We start from the raw sequence: 25,427 nt of genomic DNA, 5'->3' as shown, positions 1-25,427 counted from the left end.
GCTGGCTGGGAGGCAGATGTAGGATTCCCGACAGGGCGCCTTGCCAGCCCGCGTAGACTGGGCGGCGTGTCACAGCCTCGTTTTCACAAGCCCCTGCCGATGCCGGACATGGATCCGCTCGACACCGCCCCCGATCCTGCCGCGCGCACCGAGCTCGCGCACTCGACGGCTGCCCTGCTCATCTCCCCGCACCGCGACTCCAGCACTGATCCTGACCGCGACGACGCCGCCACCGCCCGTTTCGTCCACCTGGCCGAGGAGTTCGGTCTGGAAGCCATCGCCGAGGTGTGGGCCAGCGCCCCGGCGGTGAGCCTGCCCGGTTCCCTGTGGCGCCTGTACGCCATCCGCGAGTGGATCCGCCGTTCGCCGCGCCAGGCCGCGGACTGGTTCTCGTCCGGCCGGGACGGCCGCACCGCACCCGAGGTGATCGCCGGCATCGCCTCCCCGCCGGGTCCAGACGAGGTTGCCCGGGCCGCCGATGAGATTCTCGCCGGCGCTTTCCGCGGCGACTACGCCATCGCACTGGCCCGGGCCGCAGCCTTCATCACCGTCACCGCCCGTGGACGTCGGGCCGAGAGCCCAGCCGACACCTCGGGCGCGGGGGATTTCGAACGCCTCGCAGACGACCTCGCCGCCGCCGCGCGGGCCTACACCCAAGGCCGCCTCGACTGATCGACGTTGAGCGCCACATCGAGAGCGCTGAGTATTGCAGAGAACGCCTGCGATCCTCTCACCAGGGGCTCTGCCGGCGGCCTTCTGCACAACAGACGGCCAGCCTCCAGCCGGTCTCGTGTCGCACCGGGGTCCGTGCCGGGATCTGCCCGGTTGGGCAATTCAAGACGAGCTTGTATCCTGGGCGCACGGTGCCGGATCGCTGAAGCCCCGGGCTCCAACATCAGCCGCTTCGAGCGGCCACACGCCGAGAGGCGCTCTCGGTCCGGCACCGCCACACTTCGGCACCAACCGGTCCTCCCGCGTCCTGCTGCCGGCCCTCACCCTACGATCCCGCTGAGACAGACACCGGAGGACGGCGTGCGCCTGAGACGGACACCGCAGGATACCCAGCTCTTCGCCCGCTGCACCGAGCTCGCCGAGCTCATCCAGGGCTGCAACCTCGTCCTCGCCGAACTCTCCGGCATCCCAGCAGACGCCCGCCAGCAGGCCAGTGCCCGCATGCAGGAGCTGACCGACCAGGCCGACGCCGCACGTGGGGTGATCACCCGGCAGCTGCGCGAGAACTACATCACCCCGCTCGACCGCGGAGACATCTTCGCCCTCGCCGATCGCCTGCGCGAGGTCTGCTACCAACTGGAGTCCGTCAGCTTCGCCATGACCTCCCAGGTCTTCGACGAGCTGCCGGCCGGCGTGCCGGAGATGCTCGCAGTGCTGTCGCACCAATCAGACCAGACGCTGCGCATGACCCGCCGGCTGCAGGGCCACTATGACCAGTGGGATTACGTCGAGACGATGGATCGTCTGCACCTGCGCGCCATCTCCTTGAGCCAATCGATCGCCGACGCCGTGCCGCTGTCGCGCCGGGGCCTGACCTACACCGCAGCCTCGATGCAGCTGGCGTCCGCCTTCACCCAGGCCTCGGCATCCTTCAAGGACGTCGGCCGCATCGCTGCCGCCATCGCCCTCAAGGAATCCTAGGCCGGACGTGGATGTCGTCTCCTCCGACGTGCTGTTCACTGTCGTCATCGTCCTCACCATCAGCTACGCCTTCGTCAACGGCTTCCACGACGCCGGCCTGTCCGTCGGCAATGCCGTGGCCTCCAGGTCCGTCCACCCGCGCCTGGCACTTATCATCGCAGCGGTGTTCAATTTCATCGGGGCTCTGCTCGGCCAGGGCGTGGCTGAAAGCGTTGCCGTGGCCCTCGTCGAGTTCCCGCCGGTGGAGAACACCGTCCTGCTAGTGCTTGGGGCCGGGATCTTCGCCGCCCTGGTCTGGAACATCACCACCTACCTGGTCGCAGTGCCGGTGTCCTCGACTCACTGTCTGTTCGGCGGGATCATCGGCGCAGCCCTCGTATTCGGCATCGCCACCGATGCCGGTCTGGTGTTCTGGACGCTCATCGCCCCGGCCTTCCTGCTCCCGGTCGTCGCCCTCGTCATCGCCTACGCCGCCAGCCGCGCCACCACCCGCGTACTGGCCAGCCACGCGCCCAAGCCGCTGTTTCGCCACAGCCGGTTCGCCAACAACGTGCTCTCGGCCTTTCTCGGCCTGGCCCACGGCATGCAGGACGCGCAGAAGGTCGGCGTCGTCATGATGATCGCGATCCTCGCCCACACCGACCCGGTCGGCATCAGCCACGATGTGCTCGGCATCGCCTGGCCGGTTCGCATCCTCATCGCCGTCGCCCTCGGGCTGGGCACCTTCCTCAGCGGCTGGCGGATGGTGCGCACCGTCAGTGTCCGCATGGTCACCATGAGTGAGCCGGTCAAGGCCACGGTCGCCGACGCCGTCTCCGCCGGCTTCCTCTTCGTCGCCGCGGCCCTGCTGCGGCTGCCGGTCTCGATGAGCTACCTCGTCATCGCCTCCAACATCGGCACCGAGCTGGGCACACCCCGTCCGCATGTGCGCGGCCGCTTCCTCATCCCGGTCGTCGCCGTCGCCGCCACCGCCTTGTTCATCGCCGGCCTGCTCGGCGCGGCAGTCGCCCTGCCGCTGTACGTGCTGCACTGATCTGCAGGCACCGACCACCTGCAGACCGCATGCAGAGACGACCGTTCCCGAGGTGGTGTCCACCACCTCGGGAACGGTCGTCTGTGTGCGGGGGAGCAGACGGGTGGCTCAGCCGAAGCGGCCGGAGACGTAGTTCTGCGTCTCTTCCTTGTCCGGGTTGGAGAAGATCTGGTTGGTGTCGTTGAACTCGATGAGCTTGCCGGGCTTGCCGGTGCCGGCGATGTTGAAGAACGCCGTGCGGTTGGACACGCGGGCGGCCTGCTGCATGTTGTGGGTGACGATGACGACGGTGTACTCATCCTTGAGCTCGTTGATGAGGTCCTCGATGGCCAGCGTCGAGATCGGGTCGAGTGCCGAGCACGGCTCGTCCATCAGCAGCACCTCGGGCTGGACGGCGATCGCACGGGCGATGCACAGACGCTGCTGCTGACCACCGGACAGGCCCGAGCCAGGCAGGTTGAGACGGTCTTTGACCTCGTTCCACAGGTTCGCTCCGCGCAGGGCGCGCTCGGCGAGATCGTCGGCATCGGACTTCGACAGGCGCCGGTTGTTCAGCCGCACGCCGGCCAGCACGTTCTCCTTGATGCTCATCGTCGGGAACGGATTGGCGCGCTGGAAGACCATGCCGACCTCGCGGCGGACGTTGACCGGGTCGACGCCGGGGGCGTAGATGTCCTGGCCGTCCATGAGCACCTTGCCCTGCGTGTGTGCGCCGGGGATCACCTCGTGCATGCGGTTGAGGGTGCGCAGCACCGTCGATTTGCCGCATCCGGACGGTCCGATGAAGGCCGTCACCGAGCGCGGCTCGATGTGCATGCTGATGCCCTCGACGGCGAGGAAGTCGCCGTAGTAGATGTTGAGATCTTCGATGTCGATCTGCTTGGACATGAGTGAGTTTTCCCTTTCTTCAGCTGCCAGGCAGCCGTCAGCGTCCGGCCTTGGGGGCGAGGGCCTTGGCGATGAGCCGTGCGATGAGGTTGAGCAGCATGACGATGATGATGAGCACGAGGGCCGCCGCCCAAGCGCGCTCGCTGGAGGCCGCTGCTGCCACGCCGGGTGAGACCGGGCGCATCTGCGAGTCGTAGATATAGGTGGGCAGCGTCGACATCCAGCCGGAGAACAGGTCCCAGTTGAGGTTCTTGGCGAAGCCTGCGGTCACCATGATCGGCGCGGTCTCACCGATGACACGCGCGATGGCGATGGTGATGCCGGACAGGATGCCCGAGATCGCCGTCGGCAGGACGATTCGCACGATCGTCTTCCACTTCGGCACACCGAGCGCGTAGGTCGCCTCACGCAGATCCATCGGCACGAGTCGGAGGATCTCCTCGGTGTTGCGCACCACCACCGGGATCATGAGCACCGAGAGTGCGACCGCTGCGGCGATACCGGTCTTGGCAGAGCCGATCGCACCGGGATTGACGATCGCGGCGATCGTGCCGAAGAGCGAGAACGCGAACAGGCCGGCGACGATCGAAGGGATGCCGGTCATGACGTCGACAAGGAAAGTGATGCCGCGGGCCAGGGGATTCCGGCGGCCGTACTCGACGAGGTAGATCGCGGTGAGCACGCCGATCGGGATCGAGATGACACACGAGGCCAGCGTGATGAGGACGGTGCCGGCGATCGCGTGGTAGAAGCCGCCGGCCAGGCTCGTCTCGCCGGCGACGTACTCCTGGTCGAGCACACCCTTCATGCCCTGCATCGTGCGGTTGAGCACTGAGGGGTGCTCGAGCAGCACCGGGCCGCCGCGCTCAAGCGCCGTCCACAGCAGCGAGATGAGCGGAATGCAGGCGATCGCGAAGGCGGAGGTCACCAGCGTTGTCGCCACCCGGTCGGTGGCCTTGCGTTGACCTTCAACGGCAAACGACCAGGCGAAGATCACGGCGAGGTTGATGAGGCCGGCGAGCAGAGCGGCCAGGGCGATGTTGAAGCCTCCGGTGAAGATGAACGACAGCGCGATGGCGGCGATGATCGCGGCCGCGGCAACGCCCCACGGCGCCCACTTGGGCAGCTGCTTGGACTTCAGCTCGATGGCGGTCCGCTTCTTCTTCTGCCGGGGTGCTGGTGTGCCGGTGTCTGCCGGTTGCTGCGTCTGAGGCTGCAGCGAGGTGTTCGACTTCTGCATGTCAGCTTCCCTTCACCGAGGTCTTGGCCACGATGGCGCGGGCGGCCATGTTGACGATGAGCGTGATGATGAACAGCACGAGGCCGATCGAGATCAGTTCGGACAGGCGCAGCCCTGCAGCCTCCGGGAAGTTCTGCGCGATCTCCGAGGCGATCGTCTGGTTGCCAGCCTGCACGAGCGAGGCGGTCAGCAGGCCAGAGGACAGGATCATGGCCACAGCCATGGTCTCGCCGAGCGCGCGGCCGAGGCCGAGCATGATGGCCGAGGCGATGCCGGAGGTGCCGAAGGGCAGCACGGCCATCCGGATCATCTCCCAGCGGGTCGCGCCCAGAGCCAGGGCGGCCTCCTCCTGCAGGCGCGGGGTCTGCAGGAACACTTCGCGGATGAGGGAGGTGATGATCGGCAGGATCATGATGGCCAGGACCAGTGACGCGGTGAGCATGGTGCGCCCGGTCTGTGAGATGCCGCCGTCCTCAGTCGGGGCGAAGATCGGGATCCAGCCGAAGTACTTGGCCAGCCACGCGTAGATCGGGACGAGGTGGCTGGCGAGCATGAGGCCCCACAGGCCGTAGACGACCGAGGGGATCGCTGCGAGCAGGTCGATGGTGTAGCCGAGGACCGGGGCGAGCTTGCGCGGAGCCATGTGCGTGGTGAACAGTGCGATGCCCAGTGAGAACGGCGTTGCCACGAGGAGTGCGATGAACGCGGAGACCAGGGTGCCGATGATGAGCGGCCAGACGTAGGCGAAGAATCCGCCGCCGGTGATCGACTCCGGGTCGGTTGCCTGCGCTTTGAGGACCGGCCAGGACTGGAACAGAAGGAACAGTGCGACGCCGGCGAGGATCAGCAGGATCAGGATGCCGGCGGCCAGGGTTGCCGTTGAGAACACGGCATCGCCGACGCGGACAACGGCCTTCGGCTGTGACGCCGGGGGTGTCTTCTCCGGGGCGGTGGTGGCCAAGAAGGTCTCCTCGGTCAGAAACTGTGAGGTGGGCGATAGTGTGGGTCTCAATAACCCGCCGAAGCGGTGTGCTGCCGAAAGCGTCAGCAGCACACCGCCTCAGGATACGTCAGCTGCGCAGGCGCAGCTTCCCGACCGGGTCAGGACTTGACCTCGATGGTGTCGAGGATCTCGGTGATCTGCGAGCGCAGATCGTCAGAGATCGGGGCCGAACCGGCCGACTCGGCAGCCGACTGCTGGCCCTCCTCGGAGACGACGAAGTTCTCCCAGGCCTTGACGAGGTCGACGGTCTCCTGGTCCTGGTAGGTCGAGCACACGAGGTGGTACGACACGAGGACGATCGGGTAGGCGCCGGACTCGGTGGTGTCGCGCTTGAGGTCGATGGCGAGGTCGCCGTCGCCGCGTCCCTCAACCGGCTCCGAGGCGTCAACGACCTTGGCAGCGGCTTCCGGGGTGTACTCGACGTACTCTTCGCCGACCTTGACGTGGACGGTGCCGAGGTCGCCGACAGCCGAGGCGTCGGCGTAGCCGATGGCGCCCGGGGTGTCGTTGACGGTCTGGACGACGCCGTCAGTGCCCTGTGCGGCTTCGCCGCCGAAGGCCGACGGGAAGGCGTCAGCAGGCTCTTCGTCCCAGGTGTCGCCGGCGGCGTCGGCAAGGTACTCGGTGAAGTTCTCGGTGGTGCCCGAGTCATCGGAGCGGTGCACCGGGGTGATCTGCTCGTCCGGCAGCTCGACACCCTCGTTCTCCGAGGCGATCGCCTCATCGTTCCACTTGGTGATCTCGCCCTTGAAGATCTTGGCGATGGTCTCAGCCGAGAGCTTCACCTCGTCGACACCTTCGAGGTTGTAGGCGACAGCGATCGGGGAGATGTAGACGGGGAACTCGTAGGCGCCGTCGGGCCCGCAGACATCCTTGGCCGTCTCGATCTCATCCTCATCGAGGTAGGAGTCCGAGCCCGCGAACTGGGCATTGCCGCCGAGGAACTGCTCGCGGCCAGCACCAGAGCCATCCGGCGAGTACTGCACCTGAGCGTCGGAGTTCTCGCTGGTGAAGTCAGCGATCCAGGCGTCCATGGCGGCCTTCTGGGAGGAAGCGCCGATTCCGGTGAGGGTGCCCGAGAGGTTGCTGCCCTCGCCGCCACCGCCGCCGTTGCCTTCTTCGCCGGTTGCCGACGAGCCGCCACAGGCCGAGAGGGTGAGCGCACCGGCTGCGAGGATGGCCGCAGGGGCAAAGCGGTTGAGTTTCACAGGGTTGCCTTTCGTTGGAATTGGAGGGCGTTCGACATCATCTCGCCCGCGTACGCTCCAAAGCTACGAGTGGTCTGTGACGGCAAAGCAGTCCGAAGGTGAACAAACGGTTAACGCGCCCGAAAGTCAGTGCTTATTTGCTCACAGTTTGATAAAGGAAGTGACGCGCTTCACATGGCGGCGCCGGAGGTTGTGCTGTGCCGCGTCTGCTCCCACCCTGTGCCGCGTCTGCGTCCGGCGGGGCAGGTGGCTGGCTTGTGACTCCCGCGCGGCTTGCAGGCAGGTGGCCTAGAGTTGGAGAGCCAACCCTAGCGAAAGGAGAGGGATATGACTGAAAAGGTATTTCTCACCAGCGATCTTGCCCGTGCTGCGCGTGCGTTCACAAAGGTGTCGGCGGCGACGATCGCCAAGAAGGCGGGGGTGACCCGAGGGCAGGTGAAGGAGTTCGAAAGGGGACGAGGCAACCTCTCCGACGACGAGAAGAGCCGGGTGCGCGCCTCACTCGAATTCTACGGTGCGCTGTTCATCCCGGAAGACGATCTCGCTGGCTACGGTGTGCGGCGGCGCTACACGCGAGAGAAGCTCATGCGGCTCAACGATTGGGAGGATGAAGGCGGGTACTCCTGACTCGACCGGCTGACACACACGCCGCTGCCGACGGCTGGTGGGCTTTTCACGTGTCGATCGGGCGGTAGCGTTCGACCTCGACGATGCGCGGCACCTCACCTGGGCGCACATAGGCGACGAGAATCTCACCGGGATTCATGTACGGATCCTTATCCGGCAGGTGCGCAGCCAGGCCCTTCGGGGCGTGATCGGCGATGAAGTCGAGCACCGTCGGCAGCACCGGCCGGTGCGTGCACACTGCCACCGGCCTGCCCTTGTACAGCAGCTTCGTCAGCGCTTTGACGGTCTTCTTCGGCGAGTCCGCATTGCCTTTCTCCGACAGTGCGGAAACCTGCTTGATTCGAAAGCCCGTCGCTGCTGCGACCGGTTTGAGGGTGGCAACACACCGCTTCCACGGACTGGAGACGAGCTTCTGGAGGTTCCAGGCTCCCAGCAGGTTCGTCAACGCCATCGCCTGCCGGGTTCCGACAGCCAGCAGCGGGCGCACATGCTCGGTCTCATGCCACTTGGCGCGTGGGAAGGCCTTGCCGTGGCGGACGATAACGAGCGGCCAGGCGCGCAGCGACCCGGTGCGGCGGGCGTGCTCGACTTTGTCGAGCTGCTCCCGGTCGGCGAAGAGCGTCAGCATCTGCCGGGCTCGTTCGACGGAGAACCAGCCGATGTCGTCGATCTCCTTCGGATCACTCGCCGTGAGCTTCGCCTCTCCGGTCACCTCGGCGGCCCAGTAGGCGACGTGCTTCTGCAGGTTCTTGCCGACCGTGTAGCGGGCAGCAGGCAGCGGTAGCCCGAGGTGGATCTTGAGTCCGGTCTCCTCCTCGACTTCGCGCACAGCGCATTCGGGCAGCGTCTCACCCTTCTCGACCTTGCCCTTGGGCCACGACCAGTCGTTGTACTTCGGCCGATGGACGAGCAGCACTTCCAGCCCAGCGCTCGTCTCCCGCCAACACACCGCGCCCCCGGCCAGCACATCGGCCTTCAGCCGGGCGGATTCGCCGGCGGTCGAGACAGGTGTCGGGCTCACAGCACTCCTCTCATGACGGTGCGCTCACGCCTGCGCGGTCGCGCGCTTGCGGTGGTGCCGGCGGATGAGCTCGGCCTGATAGTCGATCGGATCCTCGCCGTTGGCCTCACGCGTCCAGATGCCGCCGGAGCCGAGATGGAAGGAACCGGTGCGATCGTCGAAGGCGAGGTCGAACAGCCCGCTGACCTCGGCGATGTGCTCGGGGTCGCGCAGTTTCACGAGTGCCTCGACGCGGCGGTCGAGGTTGCGGTGCATGAGGTCGGCGGAGCCGATGTAGGCGATCGTGTGCCCGCCGTTGGCGAAGACGAACACCCGGGAGTGCTCCAGGTAGCGGCCGAGGATCGAGCGGACCTCGATGTTCTCACTCAACCCCGGGATGCCCGGGCGGATCGCGCAGATGCCGCGCACGAACAGCTGGATGCGCACCCCGGCTCGGCTGGCGAGGTAGAGGGCATCGATGATCCGCTCGTCGACGATCGAGTTGACCTTCAGCCGGATCGACGCCTCCCGGCCGGCTTCGGCATGGGCGGTCTCGGCGCGGATGAGCTCGAGCAGTCCTTCGCGCACCCGGGTCGGGGCGACGAGCAGCCGGGCGTACTCGGACTGCGGGGCGTAGCCGGAGAGCTGGTTGAACAGCTTCGTCAGGTCCTGGCCGACCTCCGGGTCGCAGGTGAGCAGTCCGAAGTCCTCATACAGGCGGGCGGTCTTCGGATGGTAGTTGCCGGTGCCGACATGGCAGTAGCGGGCGAGCCCGGTGGCCTCCTGCCGGACGACAAGGCACAGCTTGGCGTGTGTTTTCAGCCCGACGATGCCGTAGACGACGTGGACGCCGGCGCGTTCGAGCTTGCGCGCCCATGTGATGTTGGCCTCCTCATCGAAGCGTGCCTTGATCTCGACGACGGCCAGCACCTGCTTGCCGGCCTGGGCGGCGTCGACGAGCGCATCGACGATGGGAGAGTCGCCAGAGGTGCGGTAGAGCGTCTGCTTGATCGCCAGCACATTCGGGTCGTTGGCCGCCTGCTCGATGAAGGCCTGCACGCTCGTGGAGAACGAATCGTAGGGGTGGTGCAGGAGGATGTCGCGTTCCTTGACCGCCTCGAAGATGTCGACCTGGTCGGAGGTCTCCGCCTGGGACAGATAGCGGTTCATCGCCGGCACCGCCTGCGGGAAGTGCAGGTCTTCGCGGGCGATCGAGGCCAGCTCGCTCAAGCCCCGCATGTCGAGCGGCCGGGGCAGTTCGTAGATCTCCGATTCGTCGATCTCGAGTTCCTGGACGAGGATGCGGCGCACTCGCGGGTGCAGCTCCTCGGTGACCTCCAAGCGCACTGCGGGACCGAAGCGGCGGCGGGTCAGTTCCTTCTCCAGGGCCTTGAGGAGGTTCTCGGCGTCGTCCTCTTCGACTTCGAGGTCCTCGTTGCGGGTGACGCGGAACAGCGAATGGCCGATGACGTCCATGCCCTCGAAGAGCCGGTCGAGGTTGGCGGCGATGATGTCCTCCATCGCCACGAACCGGGCCGGCGCCTCGGGCGAGACCCCTTGGGTGCGGTTGGAGGCGGCGACGTCGACGAAGCGCGGCAGCGACTGCGGGACCTTGACGCGGGCGAAGACCTCATTGCCGGTCTGCGGGTGGCGCAGCAGCACCCCGAGGTTGAGCGAGAGCCCGGAGATGTAGGGGAACGGATGCGCCGGGTCGACGGCCAGCGGGGTGAGGACCGGGAACACCTGGGTGTCGAACATCTCGTCGATGATCGTCTGCTCCTCACCGGTGAGCTCGTCCATGCGCACGAGCCGGATGCCCTCGCGGCTGAGGGCTGGTTCGATGTCCTCGGTGAAGAGGGCGGCGTGGCGCTCCATGAGCGCGTGGGTGTGCTTGCCCAGCGAGCGCATGACCGCCCGCGGCTGCGCGCCGGTGACAGAGGGGACGGCCAAACCGGTAGCGATGCGGCGTTTGAGCCCGGCGACGCGGACCATGAAGAACTCATCGAGGTTCGACGCGAAGATCGACAGGAAGTTCACCCGCTCCAAAAGCGGGATAGTCTCATCAGCAGCCAGGGCGAGCACGCGTTCGTTGAACGCCAGCCACGACAGCTCACGGTCGAGGAACCGGTCGGCCGGTGCCGGCAGGTCGTGGGTGGCGCCGAAGGCGGAGACGTCGTACATGTCAGGACTCCTGCGGTGGGGCGTAGCTGACGTGCATGATCTCCCGGTCGAAGCCCAGCCGGGCGTAGAGCCGGCGGGCCGGGTCGTTGTCGGATTCGACGTAGAGCTCGATGAACTCGGCACCGGCGTCGATGAGGTAGCGCATCCCGGCCACGGTCAGCGCCTGGCCGACGCCGCGGGCATGGACGGCGGGGTCGGTGGCGATGACGTAGACCTCCCCGACCCGCTGACCCGACGGGTGGTCGTCGGAGAGCTTCGTCTGGTGGAATCCGATGATCTGCTCGCGGCCATCCTCGCCAGCAGTGGTGGCGATGATGACCGAATCCGGGTCGAAGCCGGGGGCGGTGACGATCGCCTCGATGTCGGCAAGCTCCTGGTGGCCCTGTTCGGGGTGCCAGTCGAAGGCGGCGTTGTTGACCGCCAGCCAGCCGGGCTCATCACCGGGGGCGAAGGAGCGCAGCGTCACCCCGTCCGGGGCCGGGCGGTCGGGCAGCGAGAGCTCTCCCACTGGCCCGGTCTGCAGTTGCAGCAGCTCACGAGCGCGGGAGAAGCCGTGGGTCGTCGCGATCGTCGCGGCGGCCGGATGGTCGCCGTGCGACCACATCCACACCGGGTGGCCGGCGCGTGCGATGAGCGCATCGATGAGGGTGCGCCCGTAGCCGTTGCCGCGGGCGGCGGGCGCGATGACGGCTTCGAGCGCACCGCGCTCGCCTTGGGCTGCGGCGATGCCGAAGCCGATGAGCTCATCACCGGCCCGGGCTTCGAGCATGATCCACGGGTCGTCACCGGCGGCCTCCAAGAGCCCATCGGAGATCGGGGCGATGCCGTCAGCGGCAGCGGCTTGCGACAGCAGCGCACGCACCTCATCGGTGAGCTCCGCGGCTTCGGTGAGAACCGCCTCGGGAGCGGATGGAACCATGGGCAATCTCCTCCACGCGACGCATTCCCTGCCTCCCCGGACACTGCGGGCCGGCCGCCGCCGGGCCCGGTGGAGGGAGACGCTCTGGCGTCAGTATAACGAGGTGGGTGCGCCGGTGAGGCCGGTGCCTGAGTGTCGGATCAGTGCGGTGTACGGCACAATGAAGCTGATGAGATGGATACGTGTTGCTGTGGCGCTGGGCCTGGCCGTTGGGCTGGGTGTCACCAGCTTCCTCGGCTATGGGCCGCTGGCTGCTGCCGCTGCCGTGCTCGTCGCCGCACTCGCCTACGGCTGGCCGAGGCTGACGGACTCGCCGCAGCCGCGGGCCACCGGCGTCATGCTGCTGCTCTTCGGCCTGGCCGGGATGGCCGCCGTCTGGGCGCAGGAATCCGCCCCCTATGTCGAATGGCTGCCGACGATCACCGGCATCGGACTTTTGTGGGCGTTCGTGCAGAACCTCGCCCGCGGCGTCGATGCTTCCCACGCTGTCGCCAACGTCTCCGCCCAGGTCGCGGGCCTGGTCATCGTGCTCTCGGCCGCCAGCTGGATCGCAGCCCTCAGTGTGCCCGGTGACCGGGAGGGTGTGGTCGTCGCTCTGGTGGCGATCATCCTCGCCCAGGCTGCGACCGCGCTGCCGTTCCCGGCCCGCTACACCTCCCCGCTGGCACTCGCTGTCGCGGTGCTCGGCGCCGGAGTTGTCGCAGCCCTCATGCACTCAGGATCGGTCACCCTCTTCGTCTCACTCGTGCTCGGCGGGGCGATGGGTTTACTCGTGGCAGCCGTCGACCGGATGCTGTCGATTATGGCGGTCGCGAAGTTCCAGGCCGTGCGGATCCAGCGCGAGCGCCGCCGCGACAAGGCCCGCCGGTTCGCCGTGCAGCTGGCCGTCGGCGCCACCCCGGTGGCCCTCGGCGGCACCGTCGTCTACCTGCTGGAGCGGATCCTGCTCTACCGCTGAGCCGCGAGTGCAGCGCTGCTGACCGGTGGGTACAATCGAGCGCATGGACAACATTGCTGCTTTGGAAATCGTCTTCACCGGACTCGTCGGCCTCGCCGCCCTCGGCACGCTCGGCGTGGCCGTCAAGGTCATCACCAACCTGTTCAAGACCAACCGGTGATCGGCAGTCATGCCGCTTGAGATCGACGCGAACCTCAACCGCGAGCTCGTCCCGCTGTCCTGGCTGATCGGCTCCTGGGAAGGCGTGGGCGTCGTCGGCTACCCCGGCACCCCGGAGAAGCAGTTCGGCCAGCGCGTCGACTTCACCGTGCCCGGCGACGTGCCCTATCTGGCGTACTCCGCACACGCGTGGACGCTCGATGAGGACGGTACGCCTGCCGACACGCTCTCGATCGAGACCGGGATCTGGCAGCTCGTGCGCGACCGGCAGGACTTCGACGCCGGCCCCGGCCTCATGGTGCCCACCGGTGAGTCGCCCTACACCACCGCCGAGGCGGTCGAAGGGCTGCGCAACGACAACGGCGACTTCGACCTCGACGTCTCGATCGTGCACCCCAACGGGATCATGGAGCTCTACGCAGGCCGGGTCAACGGCCCGCGCATCGACCTGAGCACCGATGTCGTCGCCCGCACCCGCAGCGCCAAGGAGTACACCGCCTCGACCCGCATGTACGGGCTCGTCAACGGTGAGCTCATGTGGGCGTGGGACATGGCCGCCCTCGGCACCGAACTCACCAGCCACGCCTCCGCCCGGCTGAAGAAGGTGAGCTGAGCAGACGTGCGTCGCCGCACGCTGGGCATCAGCCTCACCCTCATCGTCATCCTGCTCGCCGTCGCGGCGCTGGCAGCATTCGCCTATGTGCGCATCAGCGCCGTCGCCCAGGACCTGCAGGACGCCTCGGATGCCGCCGACAAGTACGTCGCCGCGCTCTACGACGAACCCGAGGCAGCCCCGAGACACCTGCAGAGTGCGATCGACGAACTCGAATCCGCCCAGCATGGGCTCGACACGTGGACGCTGACAGGACTGTCGCAGACCCCGAAGCTCGGCGACAACGTCGCCGCGGTGCGCACCGTCACCGACGAGATGCACACGCTGCTCAGCGATGCCGGCCCGGTGCTCTCAACCGCCGCTGAGGTCGTCGACTTCCGGGCCCAGAAGCTGCGGCCGCTGCCGGACTCCGGCACCTGGTTCGACACCATCGACGATGCCGGCCAGGCCATCGACAAGGCCACCGACGTCATTCGCGACGCCCCGGCCGCGATCGAGGCCTTCGACGCGGCGCAGCAGAAGATCCACGACATCGACACCGCAGGCCTCCTGCCGCCGGTCCGTGACGCCATCGACGAACTCGACACCACGCTCACCGAGGCTGCTGACGAGCTGCGCCCGTTGCTCAATGTCATGCGCAAGCTGGCCGACAGCGACCTCTACCGGCTGCTGTCCGGGGCAATCGAGGGGATCGGCGATGCGATCGGCAAGATCGATCTCGACAGCATGTTCCGGGAGCTCGAAGAGCAGCTCAAGAAGGTCCGCACACCCATCGGCCGCGGCGGCTGACGAACACCTCACGACTGAGTGCCGCGCCCACCGCAGTCGCGTACGGTGGAGCCGGAAGGACCGATGCCAGTGAAGAGGAGAATGCCGTGAACGCCCTGCGCTTCAACCGTTCAGCCGCCGTGTTCGGAACCGGGCACCGGGAGAACGAGGTCGCCCACCTCGGCAGCCCGCTGCGCGAACAGCGCCGCCTGGCCGACGGCAAGGCTGTGGCCGACCTGTCGTCTGTCAGCGTCCTCTCTCTCACCGGCCCCGACCGGCTCAACTGGCTCAACACGCTCACCACCCAGAAGATCGACACCCTGACTGCCGGGCAGTCGAGCGAGACGCTCGTGCTCTCACCGACCGGGCACATCGAGCACTGGCTCAAGCTCTACGAAGACGGCGAGACCCTGTGGCTCTTAAGCGAGACCGACCCGGCTGAGGCGATCGCGTTCCTCGAATCGATGAAGTTCATGATGCGCATCGAACTCACCGACCGCAGCAGCGACTTCCAGTGCCTCGGTGTCATCGGCGAGCCGCCGGCCTCCCTGCCGGCCGCCTTCGTCTTCGACGACCCGTGGCCGAACATCGGCGCAGGCTCGGCTACCTACGCCGCGGTCGACGCCGAGCTTGACGTCTCCGCCCAGCAGGCGACGCCGAGCCCCGGACATCCGGGCCACCTCGTCGATATGCGCATCGCCGTCGTGCCGGTGGGGGAGCTGCTCGACTGGGATCCGGCAGCCGACGGCGTCGAGGTCGTCGGCCGGGATGCCTTCGAAGCGCTGCGCATCGAAGCCTGGCGGCCCGGCCCAGCCGATGCCGACCACAAGGCCCTCGTCGGCGAACTCGATGTGCTGCGCTCGGCCGTTCACCTCGCCAAAGGCTGCTACCGCGGTCAGGAGGCCGTCGCCCGCGTCCACAACCTCGGCCAGCCCCCGCGCCGGCTGGTCTTCCTCCACCTCGACGGGTCCGCCCATACCCTGCCTGAGCCCGGCTCGCCGATCTACGCGGAAGTCCGCGGCGCCCAGCGGGCCGTCGGCGCTGTCACCTCGGCGGCGGTGCACTGGGAGCTCGGGCCGATCGCCCTGGCCCTCATCAAGCGCAGCCTGCCTGTCGATGCCGAGCTGATGGTCGCCACCAGCGTCACCGAAGCAGACGGGTCAGGAAAGGAGGCCGAGGAGCGGATCGCCGCCAACGCCGAGGTCATCGTCACCCCCACCCGCACCCGCGAGGCCCCGCCCAGGATCCCACGCAACCCGGCCATCGACCCGCGCCGGCTGCCCGGAGCCCGCTGACACCTCGGGCACGGAAACGTGACCGGCACCTCGGGTGCGGGAGCCAGACGAGAGGCGGCGTTTCGCGTGCTGGTACCTGACGTGCCCCGACGGGCGTGCGGGGTCTACGATGCGGATATGACCACTTTGGAAAAGGGCGGCGCTGGACTGCCGCAGGAACGCAAACTTGTCACTGAGATCCCCGGGCCGAAGTCCCAGGAGCTCGAGTCGCGTCGCAAGGCCTCTGTGGCAGGCGGCGTCGGCGTCAGCCTCCCGGCCTACATCGTCGCCGCCGGTGGTGGCATCCTCAAGGACATCGACGGCAACCAGATCATCGACCTCGGCTCCGGCATCGCCGTGACCACCGTCGGCAACTCCAATGAGCGTGTCGTCGAGCGCGCCACCGAGCAGCTCGGCGCCTTCACCCACACCTGCTTCATGGTCAACCCGTATGAGGGTTACGTCGAGGTCGCCGAGGCGCTCAACCGCCTGACCCCAGGCAGCTTCGAGAAGCGCTCGGCGCTGTTCAACTCCGGTGCCGAGGCGGTGGAGAACGCGATCAAGATCGCCCGCGCCCACACTAAGCGCAACGCCGTCGTCGCCTTCGACCACGCCTACCACGGCCGCACCAACCTCACGATGGCACTGACCGCCAAGGCCCACCCGTACAAGGCAGGCTTCGGCCCGCTGGCCGGCGAGGTCTACCGCGCACCGATGTCGTACCCGTACCGCGACAACCTCACCTACGGCACCAAGGTCTCCGGTGAGGACGCGGCCAAGCGCGTCATGACGATGATCGACAAGCAGATCGGCGCCGAGAACGTCGCCGCGATCCTCATCGAGCCGATCCAGGGCGAGGGCGGCTTCATCGTCCCGGCCGAGGGCTTCCTGCCGGCACTGGTCGAATACGCCAATAAGAACGGCATCGTCTTCATCTCGGATGAGGTCCAGGCCGGCTTCGGCCGGACCGGCAAGATGTTCGCCAGCGAATGGGAGGGCATCGAGCCCGACCTCGTCACCACCGCCAAGGGCATCGCCGGCGGCCTGCCGCTCTCGGCTGTCACCGGCCGTGCGGAGATCATGGACGCTGTGGGCGCCGGTGGGCTCGGCGGCACCTACGGCGGCAACCCGACCGCCGTGGCCGCAGCCCTCGGTGCGATCGAGGCCTACGAGAACGACGGCCTCGTCGAGCGCGCGTCTGCGATCGGTGAGACGATCGTCGACCGGATGACGAAGATCCAGTCGGCCCACCCGGAGATCGGTGACATCCGCGGCCGCGGTGCCATGCAGGCCGTTGAGCTCGTCGACGCCGAGACCTCCGAGCCGAAGCCGGAGCTCGCGAAGGCCGTGGCCGACTACGCCGCGAAGAACGGCGTGCTCGTCCTCGTCACCGGAACTTTCGGCAACGTGCTGCGCTTCCTGCCGCCGCTGTCGATCTCCGATGAGCTGCTCGCTGATGCCTTCGATGTGCTCGAAGCCGCCTTCGACGAGGCAGCCAAGTGAGCTGAGCTCAGCTGAGCTGAGGCATTGACAAGGCGGCCGCTTGGGGGAATCCCGGCGGCCGCCTTCGCACGGTGTCCTGCCCGTGCGCAGGCGCGCACCGGGTGCCCATGCTCGAGGAGGTCAGTGCGCTTGAGGCCGGTGGTATTGAGGCCGGTGCTCAGACGGTATCGCGTTTCGGCCTTCAGTCGGCGCGGCGGGCGAAGAATGCCGCCATGACGGCACCGGAGACGTTGTGCCACACCGAGAACACTGCGCCCGGCAGGGCGGCAAGCGGTGAGAAGTAGGTTGTGGCCAGGGTCGCTGCCAGACCGGAGTTCTGCAGGCCGACCTCGAAGGTCAGTGCGCGGCGCTCCGGTGCGCTCAGGCCGGTGAGTCGGCCGACGGCATACCCCATGCTGAGGCCGACGCAGTTGTGCAGGATGACCGCGACGATGACGAGCACGCCGGCTGAGACGAGGGCGCCGGCGGAGCCGGCGACGACGATCGCGACAATGAGTGTGATCGCCAGGGTCGACAGCCACGGTAGCGCCGGCATGATCGCATCGACCAGACGTCCGGCCAAGGCGCGGATGAGGACACCGGCGACGACCGGGACGAAGACGGTCTTGACGATCGACATCATCATCGCGGCAGCGCTGACCTCCATGAACTGCCCGGCCAGCCACAGCGTCAGGATCGGTGTCAGCAGCGGGGCGAGCAGCGTCGAACAGGTGGTGATCGTCACCGACAGGGCGACATCGCCGCGGCCGAGGTAGGTCACGACATTCGAGGCAGTGCCGCCGGGTGCACAGCCGACGAGGATGACGCCGACGGCCAGTTCCGGCGGCAGGCCGAGCGCGGTGGCCACCAGCCAGCCGGCCAGTGGCATGATGACGTACTGGGCGCCCAGGCCGATCGCCACGACCCATGGCCGTTTGGCGATGCGGGTGAAGTCCGGCAGCGTCAGCGTCAGGCCCATGAAGAACATGACGACGCCGAGCAGCCACGGCACCGCCGCAGCCATCGGGGTGAAGGCACCGGGGGCGAGGAAGCCGATGATGCCGCCGCCGAGGACGAGCAGCGGGAAGACCGTCACCGCGATGCGGGCATTGCGCTCCTGTCGCGGGTCGCGGGCGATCGGCGGCTGCACGGCCGCAGAGTCTGCGGCGGTGGATTCGGGCGGTTTCGTCATAGTCCCCGAGGGTGCCATGTGTCTCACAATCAGGCCATTGCTGTCCGCACTGTGAGCGGGAATGTTCGGCCTGCGCACACTGTTCGTTCGGATATGAAGCTCTCCGTTCTCGATCTCATCTCTGTGCGCGATGGCCAGACGACCGGTCAGGCCCTGCGCGCCTCCAAACAGCTCGTCGACACCGCCGACCGTCTCGGCTTCACCCGCTACTGGGTGGCCGAGCACCACAACATGCCCTCAGTCGCCTCGACAGCCCCGGCCACCGAGCTGATGTACCTCGGCCAGGACACCGAACAGATCCGGCTGGGCTCCGGCGGCGTCATGCTGCCCAACCACGCACCGCTGGCCGTTGCCGAGCAGTTCGCCCTGCTGACCGCCGCCTACGGCGACCGCATCGACCTGGGCATCGGCCGTGCACCGGGCACCGACCCGATCACCTCAGCGGCGATGCGCGGTCACCTCGGCGAGGGCCGCATGGTCGACCGCGCCGGCAACACCCTCGACCCGGTCGAGCAGTTCCCGCAGCACATCGTCGACATCCTCAGCCTCTTCAGCCCCGGTGGTGCGGAGATCCCGATGTTCGGCGACAGGGTGCACCGGCTCTCACCGACTCCGCATCTCGATGCCGCACCCCAGGTGTGGCTGCTGGGTTCGAGCGGGTACTCCGCTCAGCTCGCTGCCGCCCTCGGACTGCCCTACGTCTTCGCCCACCACTTCGCCGGCCGCGGCACCGAGACGGCGCTGGGGCTCTACCGCAGCGAGTTCACCGCCACCGAGTACGGCAGCACGCCGAAGACCTTCGTCACCGTCAACACGATCGCCGCTGAGACCGAAGAAGAGGCGTGGAAGCTCGCCGGCCCCTACCAGTACACGATGGCGAATCTGCGCGTCGGCGACCCGATGCGCCCGCTGCCGACCGTCGGCGCGCGCGTCGATGAGCTCATGACCGATGGCCACCGCGCGCTGGCGGAGCAGATGACCGCCCCGTGGGCGATCGGCACTCCGGATCAGGTAGCAGCCAAGCTGCGGGCCGATGCCGAGCGGTTCGGCGTCGACGAGATCATGCTCCAGCCGGTCGCCGGCTCCTACGAGTCCGATCCGCTCGATGCGGCACCGGCGCGTGTGCGCACCCTCGAGCTCGTCGCCGAGGCGCTCGCCGACTGAGGCAGATGCGTACACCGCACCGGCGCTTCCATCCGTGCGCAGGTGCTCTGCGGTTTCGGCGCTGGCAACACACGGAGACTCGGCGGCCAGCCTTCTCAACGTGAGCTTCGGAAGCAGGACGCGGCTCGGCCAGACTGCTGCGTGAGCCTGCTTGAAGCTCGCACACACGGGAGTAAGCCACGCCCCTGTGAAGGCGAGGAACGCACTCAGCACCTCAGCCACACGGGTGCCGATCCGTGATCGCAGACCCGGTTCGGTTTGTTCCAGGAGCCGTGGCCGGGCTGCGTCTCCAGATCCGCGCGCAGAAACGCACAACGCTTCCGACACGTACTATCAGTGTTGACGGAAGGAGTGCATGGTGACCGCGTGGTACAAAATCTTGCCGCTGAGTTCTCAGCGGGACTTCTGGATTCACACGACCTGGGAGGGCCGTCCGGATCTGGGCTCTCCCACGCTTGAGGACGGACGAGAGGTGTTCGATGTCGTGGCTGACGGGAAACTCGATGAGATCCCGTTTCCTGTGTGGTTCGAACGCAGTACCGACAGTCGCGGCAAGCGCCGCGGCGATATTCTCTGGGGTGGTCCTCCGACGCTTGTGTCCCAGCGCTTCGCCGACGCAGTGGCCGACCTCGGTGTGACAGGGTGCTCAACGTTCGATGTTGACCTCTTCAGCGTGAACGAAGGGCGAGTCGAGGGCTACGTCGGATTCGCTGAGAACACCGAGGGTACGAGCGAGATCAGCTCATACGCCTGGCGCGAGCGAGCCCACAGCTATGCGTGGATCGTCAGCGAACGCGTACTTCAGGGGCTGAAAGATCGCGGGATCGACATGTTCGAAGTCAAGCCGTTCGACGAGAAGCGCCGCTTCCCGAGAATATGAGCCGATGCCGTCGAGCAACCCCATCGCTCCCGATTCGCAGACAGGGGTCGGTGGGGTTTCTCTACGCTGTGGTTCTGTCGCCTGGTTCGACTGCCTTCCTGTCGTCGCGCCTGAGCCGCACTCCAGCGAACCGGCACCGCGGGTCATCTGGCCGAATGAACACGGCTGTCACCACCGGCTCCCAGCGGGAGGTCTGCTGGCGATCGTTCAGTGCTTGCCAGCGGTGTCCTCATCGGCGGCCCGGAGCCGGATCGAACGGGCGAGGTCATCGCGGCGTTCGATGAGCAGGCGCCGCTGGGCGGCCGGGGCATCCGGGTTCGACTCCAGCCAGTCATCGGTCATCTGCAGCACCTCATCCGGGCGGATCGACCAGCTGGGGTAGAGCTCTTTGACGAGCCGGCGGGCGATCTCGATCGACCGATCCCAGAAGCCTGCGAGCAGCCGGAAGTACTCCTCGACGAACGGCTCGGTGATCGGCAGGCCGGAGGACACCGTGAACCCGGCGATGCGCGCAGAGATGACGTCATTGCTCAGCGACTCATCACTCGTCGCTGCGGTGAACGCCCGCTGCTTGGCGATCGGCAGCGGCCGGGCGGCCTCGGCGGTCAGGGCGTGCAGCCGGCCCGAACCGGTCTGATCGGCCGCCAGCGCCGCGTCGATATCCGGCACATCGGCCCAGCCGAGGGTCGCCAGCGCGGTGAGCGCATGCCAGCGCAGCGCATGGTCGATCGTCAGGCCCGGGAAGTCCGGGCGCATATCGGAACCGGCCTCAATGGCGAGCATCGCCTGGGCCAGCTCCCGGCCCGCACGCACCGGCGGGGTCGACGTGCGGACCTTCGCACTGCGCAGCACGAGGGAGAGCAGCGTGCGGGCCAGCGCCAGCTGCTCATCCGAACCCGGCTTCGAAGCCGCCAGCGCATCGAAGCTGACACCGAGCAGCCCGTCGAGGGCCGGGTCGACGAAGCGCTCGGGCAGCCACTCATCGAGCGCGGTGAGCATCGTGCGCATGAGCGCAGCCGAGATCCCGGCATGGGTCTCGCGGCTAAGCGACCGGCTGTAGGCGGTGAGGAAGTCGGTGACCGGCAGTAGCCCGTCGCGCATCGCATTCGTCAGCGCCGACCACACCAGCGCCCGGTCCATCGGATCGGCGAACCGGGACACATGCTTGAGCGCCGTCTGCCTCGAGGCCTCATCGAGGCGGACCTTGACGAAATCGTCGTCACCGTAATTCAGCAGCAGCAGATCCGGGCGCTTCGTGCCGACGAGCCCGGGCACCTCGGTGCGGGCATCTCCGAAGTCGATCTCCCACGTCTGCGTCAGCTCCAGCACCTTGCCCTTCCGTGTGAACCCGGCGAGCTGCAGCCGGTGCGGGCGCACTACCTCGGCGCCGGCGTCTGCCGCACCCGAGGTGCCGGTCCCGGAATTGCGCTGCACCACCTCGGCGGCGGTGATCGTGCCCTCGTCATCCGTGTCGATCTCCAAGCTGAGCTCGGAGACCCCGGTCGTCTTCAGCCACGCGTCGGCCCAGGCGGCCAGATCGCGGTCCGGGGCGGCGGCTTCGAGGGCTGCGAGGAAGTCGGTGAGGGTGGCGGTGCCGAACTCGTGGGCGCGGAAGTACTGGCGGGTGCCGGCCATGAAGGCGTCCTGGCCGACGTAGGCGACGAGCTGCTTGAGCACCGAGGCGCCCTTGGCGTAGGTGATGCCGTCGAAGTTGAGCTTGGCGGCCTCGACATCGGGGATGTCGGCGACGATCGGATGCGTCGTCGGGTACTGGTCCTGCCGGTACGCCCAGCCCTTGCGCTGCAGGGCGAAGGTCACCCAGCCGTCATCGAACTCGGTCGCCTCGGCTAGGGCGAGCCCGCCCATGTAGTCGGCAAACGACTCTTTGAGCCACAGGTCATCCCACCACGCCATCGTGACGAGGTCGCCGAACCACATGTGCGCCATCTCGTGCAGGATGACGTTGGCGCGCGCCTCATAGGAGGCGCGGGTGACCTTGTCGCGGAAGATGAGGGAGTCGGTGAAGGTCACCAGGCCAGGGTTCTCCATCGCGCCGAGGTTGTACTCAGGCACGAAGATCTGGTCGTACTTGCCCCACGGGTAGGGGTAGTCGAAGTGCTCGTGGAAGAAGTCCAGGCCCTGCTTGGTGACGGTGAAGATCGACGCGGCATCCATGTGCTCGGCCAGTGAGGCACGGGTGTGGATGCCGAGTTCGATCGTCTGCCCGGTCTTCGGATGCGTGTAGGTGTCCGTCGCCGAGGCGTAGTGGCCAGCGGTCACACAGGTGATGTAGGAGGACTGCACGCCGGTGACACCGAACTCGTGGCGCAGCAGACCCTGCGCCGGTGCCGAGACGCTGGCAACCGGGGAGTTGCTGAGGACGGAGAAGTCCTTCGGCGCGGTGACGGTGAACTGGAACCGGGCCTTGAGGTCGGGCTGGTCGAAGTTCGCGAACACCCGCCGGGCGTCAGTGGGCTCGTACTGGGTGTAGAGATAGACCTTGTCATCGGCCGGGTCGATATACCGGTGCAGGCCCTCACCGGAACGCGAGTACAGGCAGGCGGCGGTGATCTCCAGCCGGTTCGCCCCGGCGGTGACAGGGAAGTGGACGCGGGCGCCGTCGAAGGCCGCACGCGGATTGAGCGGCTCATTGTTGATCGTGACCGATGAGACCGAGTCGGCGATGAGGTCGATGAAGGTCTCACCGTCGCGCACAGCATCGAGATCGACGATCGTCGTCGAGGCGAACGTCTCCGCATCAGGATCTGTGGCCGCACTGAGATCGAGGTCGACGGTGTAGAGCTCGACACTGAGTAGCTCCGAACGGGAGCGCGCCTGCGCGCGCGTGAGATTCGTGGTCATCTGTCCTCCTGTCGCCGAGTCCCAGCATGTCACATAACCGACCGTGCCGGGCAGGTGAGAACTGGGATTCGCAGCACAGCGGAGGGGAACCGTCGCATCGGATGCGGGGACCGCTGGTGAGGCCGCCGAGATCATCGGCCTGTCTGTCAACGTGGCCTGCCCAAGCCTGCGGAGGCGATGCCGGCCAGCCGTGGGGCACCTCGAACGGGCACTGCATCGCCTGCGCGCAGAACTCCGCCCAGTCCCACCGACCGGATCTGCCGCAGCGGTCCTCGATAACCGGTCTCCTAGAGCTCTGACCAGGTGATGTGCGGTCGCTGCGAACGCAGCCCGGCGAGTCCGCTGATGCGCAGGATCGCAGTCCTCTTCACCGCCCGCCGCCCTTAGCCAGGACACTCAGTCCGTGCTCCCGGCCCTGCTCATCCGAGTAGACTCAGGATGTGCAGCAAGGCGACTGACGCTGGTCGGCTGGCTGATGGCCGCATTCGCCAGGGTCGAAAGGCAGGAGGAGAGTTGATGCAGCAGCAGTCGTGGGCCCGCCCGTCGAACTGGCCCCGCCACCTCGGCAGCGTCGCGGAGAACCGCTCGCGGATCGGCGCGCGCCGGATCCGGACGAACATCTCCCAGCTGCTGCAGGTCACGATCGGCGCGACAGCCGCCTACGCGTTCTGCTACCTCGTCCTCGGCCACGAATACCCCTTCCTCGCTGCCGTCGCCGCAGCCGTGGGCACCGGTGTCATGGCCGATCGCCGGTTGCGCCGGGCGATGGAGATCGGGCTCGGTGCCACGCTCGGGGTGCTCACCGGCGAGGTGATGGTCCAGCTGTTCGGCCAGGGGATCATCCAGCTCATGATCGTGCTGTTCATCGGCCTGCTCATCGGCACGATGATCAACTCCGGGGGCATCTTCATCACCCAGATCGGGGTGCAGTCCGTCTATGTCGTCACCGTGCCCCCGGCGGTGGCAGCCCAGCCCTTCGACCGCACCATCGATGCCCTCGTCGGTGCGACCGTGTCGATCATCATGGCCCTCATCGTGCCCCATGATGCGCGCAAGGCTCCGCGCGATCGCGCCTCGGCGCTGCTGCAGGAGATCTCCGAACTGCTCATCGAAGCCGCCGATGCGCTCAAGCGCGCTGACGCCCAGGCTGCGGAGCGCACTCTCTCACGTGCCCGTGACACCCAGGCGATGATCGACTCCTGGCGCTCCTCGCTGCGGATCTCACAGGAGGCCGCCCGCATCAACGCCCGCTCCCGCCGCTACGCCGCCGAGGTCACGCGCCTGGCGAAGGCCTGCGAGTACGCCGACCGGGCGATGCGGCTGGTGCGTGTCATCGCCCGCCGCATCCTCGCCGTGGCCAAACTCGGCCAGCCGCGCCCGGAGATGGCCGCCATCGTCGCCGACCTCGGCGAGGGTGCCAACCGGCTGCGGGTCGCGCTGCGCCGCGGCACCTCGCGGATTCCGGCGGAGGAGTATCTGTCCCAGGCGGCCAGCAGGCTCGACCCCAAGGGTGAGGCCGTGCGCGACTCGCAGGACGAAACACTCGTGCTGCTGCTCCGCCCGCTGGCCACCGACCTGCTGCAGGCTGCCGGTATGACCGGCGGGCACGCCCGCGAACAGCTGCCGACCCTGGAAGGCGACAGCTCGGAGGGCCCACCGGTCGAGTGACCCGCGCCCGAGGCGGTGCTCACCTGGACCGCTGGCTCACCCGGCCCTGTCTGCTCATCCGGTCTGCACGGCGAACACGGCCAGCGTGCCGGGCTCGAGTGCCTCGAAGCTGTGGGCGGCATCGCCGGGATAGCGCAGGTAGTCACCGGCGCCCAGCTCGATCGTCTCGTCAGCCACCGTCGCCCGGGCCGATCCGGAGCCGATGATGACGTGCTCGACCGTGCCAGCCTCATGCGGCTCGGAATGCTTGACCGAACCCGGCTCGGCTGTGATGAGATACAGGTCCCGGCGCGCATGCGGCGGGCACGAGCTCAGCAGCACCGCAGCATAGTCCGCCGACCCCGAGGCCAGCTGCGGAGGCTCCCCGCGCCGGATGACCGCCACATCGGGAGCGGGTGGATCGAGCAGCTGGGCCAGCGGCACCTGGTAGGCCGTCGCCAGAGCCCACATCGTCTCGATGCTCGGATTGCCGGTGCCGGACTCCAGGCCGGAGAGCGTCGACTTCGACACCTCTGCGCGCTTAGCTGCCTCCGACAGGCTCAGCCCGAGGCGGGCGCGCTCACGGCGCAGGGCGGCAGCGATCTGGGGCAGCGGGGACGAGGTCATGCACACAGCGTAATGGACATCTGTTCGTTTTGACGAACGCTGAGGACTC

The 25,427-nt window shown here is 67.5% G+C and carries 22 protein-coding genes; 12 read left to right on the top strand and 10 right to left on the bottom strand.

What is annotated here, in order from left to right; translation table 11 throughout:
• Positions 1 to 66: 66 nt before the first annotated feature.
• The 3 genes from HLA91_RS09685 (at position 67) to HLA91_RS09675 (ending at position 2,686) form a co-directional block, all read left to right on the top strand.
• A complete protein-coding gene (locus HLA91_RS09685) occupies positions 67 to 672 on the top strand; it encodes a hypothetical protein (RefSeq protein ID WP_243743382.1) in 606 nt (201 codons plus the stop codon).
• Between the two features lie 360 nt (positions 673 to 1,032).
• On the top strand, positions 1,033 to 1,653 hold the full coding sequence (locus HLA91_RS09680) for a DUF47 family protein (protein WP_170274499.1): 621 nt from the start codon (positions 1,033 to 1,035) through the stop codon (positions 1,651 to 1,653).
• Between the two features lie 7 nt (positions 1,654 to 1,660).
• Positions 1,661 to 2,686, top strand: coding sequence for an inorganic phosphate transporter (locus tag HLA91_RS09675; RefSeq protein ID WP_170274498.1), 1,026 nt, complete (start codon positions 1,661 to 1,663; stop codon positions 2,684 to 2,686).
• A 108-nt stretch (positions 2,687 to 2,794) separates the two neighbouring features.
• On the opposite strand, the gene pstB is transcribed toward HLA91_RS09675, so the two are convergent.
• The 4 genes from pstB to pstS form a co-directional block, all read right to left on the bottom strand.
• Positions 2,795 to 3,574 (bottom strand): phosphate ABC transporter ATP-binding protein PstB, encoded by a 780-nt coding sequence (gene pstB / locus HLA91_RS09670; RefSeq protein WP_102162036.1) that lies wholly within the window; start codon positions 3,572 to 3,574, stop codon positions 2,795 to 2,797.
• 37 nt (positions 3,575 to 3,611) lie between these two features.
• Complete coding sequence (pstA, locus tag HLA91_RS09665) at positions 3,612 to 4,814, bottom strand: phosphate ABC transporter permease PstA (protein WP_170274497.1); 1,203 nt, start codon at positions 4,812 to 4,814, stop codon at positions 3,612 to 3,614.
• Position 4,815: 1 nt separating this feature from the next.
• Positions 4,816 to 5,775, bottom strand: coding sequence for a phosphate ABC transporter permease subunit PstC (pstC, locus tag HLA91_RS09660; protein WP_204514218.1), 960 nt, complete (start codon positions 5,773 to 5,775; stop codon positions 4,816 to 4,818).
• Positions 5,776 to 5,915: 140 nt separating this feature from the next.
• Positions 5,916 to 7,025, bottom strand: coding sequence for a phosphate ABC transporter substrate-binding protein PstS (gene pstS, locus HLA91_RS09655; protein WP_102162034.1), 1,110 nt, complete (start codon positions 7,023 to 7,025; stop codon positions 5,916 to 5,918).
• A 327-nt stretch (positions 7,026 to 7,352) separates the two neighbouring features.
• On the opposite strand from pstS, the gene HLA91_RS09650 reads away from it, so the two are divergent.
• Positions 7,353 to 7,652, top strand: a complete 300-nt coding sequence (locus HLA91_RS09650) for a helix-turn-helix domain-containing protein (protein WP_170274496.1) — start codon at positions 7,353 to 7,355, stop codon at positions 7,650 to 7,652.
• Positions 7,653 to 7,698: 46 nt separating this feature from the next.
• Here the strand turns inward: HLA91_RS09650 and HLA91_RS09645 are convergent, their stop codons facing one another.
• The 3 genes from HLA91_RS09645 to mshD are packed head-to-tail and all read right to left on the bottom strand — an operon-like array spanning position 7,699 to position 11,752.
• Positions 7,699 to 8,673, bottom strand: a complete 975-nt coding sequence (locus HLA91_RS09645; protein ID WP_170274495.1) for an NUDIX domain-containing protein — start codon at positions 8,671 to 8,673, stop codon at positions 7,699 to 7,701.
• A 24-nt stretch (positions 8,674 to 8,697) separates the two neighbouring features.
• Positions 8,698 to 10,833 (bottom strand): RNA degradosome polyphosphate kinase, encoded by a 2,136-nt coding sequence (locus tag HLA91_RS09640; protein ID WP_170274494.1) that lies wholly within the window; start codon positions 10,831 to 10,833, stop codon positions 8,698 to 8,700.
• A gap of 1 nt (position 10,834) precedes the next feature.
• Positions 10,835 to 11,752: a mycothiol synthase gene (mshD, locus tag HLA91_RS09635; protein ID WP_102162030.1), complete on the bottom strand. Its 918-nt coding sequence runs from the start codon at positions 11,750 to 11,752 to the stop codon at positions 10,835 to 10,837.
• Positions 11,753 to 11,921: 169 nt separating this feature from the next.
• Between mshD and HLA91_RS09630 the strand changes: the two genes are divergently transcribed.
• The 5 genes from HLA91_RS09630 to gabT all read left to right on the top strand — a co-directional run bounded on the left by HLA91_RS09630 (position 11,922) and on the right by gabT (position 17,027).
• On the top strand, positions 11,922 to 12,710 hold the full coding sequence (locus tag HLA91_RS09630) for an ammonia permease (protein WP_239557083.1): 789 nt from the start codon (positions 11,922 to 11,924) through the stop codon (positions 12,708 to 12,710).
• A 169-nt stretch (positions 12,711 to 12,879) separates the two neighbouring features.
• Positions 12,880 to 13,482 carry a nitrobindin family protein gene (locus HLA91_RS09625; RefSeq protein WP_102162029.1) on the top strand — a complete coding sequence of 201 codons (603 nt, stop codon included), beginning with the start codon at positions 12,880 to 12,882 and terminating at the stop codon, positions 13,480 to 13,482.
• A 6-nt stretch (positions 13,483 to 13,488) separates the two neighbouring features.
• Positions 13,489 to 14,271: a hypothetical protein gene (locus HLA91_RS09620; RefSeq protein WP_170274492.1), complete on the top strand. Its 783-nt coding sequence runs from the start codon at positions 13,489 to 13,491 to the stop codon at positions 14,269 to 14,271.
• Between the two features lie 86 nt (positions 14,272 to 14,357).
• Entirely contained in the window at positions 14,358 to 15,545 is a 1,188-nt protein-coding gene (ygfZ, locus tag HLA91_RS09615) for a CAF17-like 4Fe-4S cluster assembly/insertion protein YgfZ (RefSeq protein ID WP_170274491.1), read from the top strand.
• 117 nt (positions 15,546 to 15,662) lie between these two features.
• Entirely contained in the window at positions 15,663 to 17,027 is a 1,365-nt protein-coding gene (gene gabT / locus HLA91_RS09610; protein WP_102162026.1) for a 4-aminobutyrate--2-oxoglutarate transaminase, read from the top strand.
• A 181-nt stretch (positions 17,028 to 17,208) separates the two neighbouring features.
• Here the strand turns inward: gabT and HLA91_RS09605 are convergent, their stop codons facing one another.
• On the bottom strand, positions 17,209 to 18,198 hold the full coding sequence (locus HLA91_RS09605; protein ID WP_170274490.1) for a bile acid:sodium symporter family protein: 990 nt from the start codon (positions 18,196 to 18,198) through the stop codon (positions 17,209 to 17,211).
• Between the two features lie 93 nt (positions 18,199 to 18,291).
• Between HLA91_RS09605 and HLA91_RS09600 the strand changes: the two genes are divergently transcribed.
• Positions 18,292 to 19,362 carry an LLM class flavin-dependent oxidoreductase gene (locus HLA91_RS09600; protein WP_170274489.1) on the top strand — a complete coding sequence of 357 codons (1,071 nt, stop codon included), beginning with the start codon at positions 18,292 to 18,294 and terminating at the stop codon, positions 19,360 to 19,362.
• A 358-nt stretch (positions 19,363 to 19,720) separates the two neighbouring features.
• Positions 19,721 to 20,242, top strand: coding sequence for a hypothetical protein (locus HLA91_RS09595; RefSeq protein ID WP_170274488.1), 522 nt, complete (start codon positions 19,721 to 19,723; stop codon positions 20,240 to 20,242).
• Positions 20,243 to 20,449: 207 nt separating this feature from the next.
• On the opposite strand, the gene pepN is transcribed toward HLA91_RS09595, so the two are convergent.
• A complete protein-coding gene (gene pepN, locus HLA91_RS09590; protein ID WP_170274487.1) occupies positions 20,450 to 23,104 on the bottom strand; it encodes an aminopeptidase N in 2,655 nt (884 codons plus the stop codon).
• Between the two features lie 516 nt (positions 23,105 to 23,620).
• Between pepN and HLA91_RS09585 the strand changes: the two genes are divergently transcribed.
• Entirely contained in the window at positions 23,621 to 24,772 is a 1,152-nt protein-coding gene (locus HLA91_RS09585) for an FUSC family protein (protein WP_102162019.1), read from the top strand.
• A gap of 54 nt (positions 24,773 to 24,826) precedes the next feature.
• Here HLA91_RS09585 and HLA91_RS09580 read toward each other — a convergent pair whose 3' ends face one another.
• A complete protein-coding gene (locus HLA91_RS09580) occupies positions 24,827 to 25,378 on the bottom strand; it encodes a helix-turn-helix domain-containing protein (RefSeq protein WP_170274486.1) in 552 nt (183 codons plus the stop codon).
• Between the last annotated feature and the right edge of the window lie 49 nt (positions 25,379 to 25,427).

This window comes from Brevibacterium luteolum (assembly GCF_013004595.1).
Classification (GTDB): Bacteria; Actinomycetota; Actinomycetes; order Actinomycetales; family Brevibacteriaceae; genus Brevibacterium; species Brevibacterium luteolum.
Note: the sequence above shows the minus strand (reverse complement) of the source record. Positions and strands in the feature narration are given on the sequence as shown.

What these genes read in the sequence shown, in the direction of transcription:
- HLA91_RS09585 (WP_102162019.1), top strand. Translation starts at nt 23,621, where the DNA reads ATGCAGCAGCAGTCGTGGGCCCGCCCGTCGAACTGGCCCCGCCACCTC.
- HLA91_RS09605 (WP_170274490.1), bottom strand. Translation starts at nt 18,198, where the DNA reads ATGACGAAACCGCCCGAATCCACCGCCGCAGACTCTGCGGCCGTGCAG.
- HLA91_RS09625 (WP_102162029.1), top strand. Translation starts at nt 12,880, where the DNA reads ATGCCGCTTGAGATCGACGCGAACCTCAACCGCGAGCTCGTCCCGCTG.
- gabT (WP_102162026.1), top strand. Translation starts at nt 15,663, where the DNA reads ATGACCACTTTGGAAAAGGGCGGCGCTGGACTGCCGCAGGAACGCAAA.
- pstB (WP_102162036.1), bottom strand. Translation starts at nt 3,574, where the DNA reads ATGTCCAAGCAGATCGACATCGAAGATCTCAACATCTACTACGGCGAC.
- HLA91_RS09650 (WP_170274496.1), top strand. Translation starts at nt 7,353, where the DNA reads ATGACTGAAAAGGTATTTCTCACCAGCGATCTTGCCCGTGCTGCGCGT.
- HLA91_RS09580 (WP_170274486.1), bottom strand. Translation starts at nt 25,378, where the DNA reads ATGACCTCGTCCCCGCTGCCCCAGATCGCTGCCGCCCTGCGCCGTGAG.
- HLA91_RS09600 (WP_170274489.1), top strand. Translation starts at nt 18,292, where the DNA reads ATGAAGCTCTCCGTTCTCGATCTCATCTCTGTGCGCGATGGCCAGACG.
- mshD (WP_102162030.1), bottom strand. Translation starts at nt 11,752, where the DNA reads ATGGTTCCATCCGCTCCCGAGGCGGTTCTCACCGAAGCCGCGGAGCTC.
- HLA91_RS09640 (WP_170274494.1), bottom strand. Translation starts at nt 10,833, where the DNA reads ATGTACGACGTCTCCGCCTTCGGCGCCACCCACGACCTGCCGGCACCG.
- pepN (WP_170274487.1), bottom strand. Translation starts at nt 23,104, where the DNA reads ATGACCACGAATCTCACGCGCGCGCAGGCGCGCTCCCGTTCGGAGCTA.
- HLA91_RS09630 (WP_239557083.1), top strand. Translation starts at nt 11,922, where the DNA reads ATGAGATGGATACGTGTTGCTGTGGCGCTGGGCCTGGCCGTTGGGCTG.
- pstA (WP_170274497.1), bottom strand. Translation starts at nt 4,814, where the DNA reads ATGCAGAAGTCGAACACCTCGCTGCAGCCTCAGACGCAGCAACCGGCA.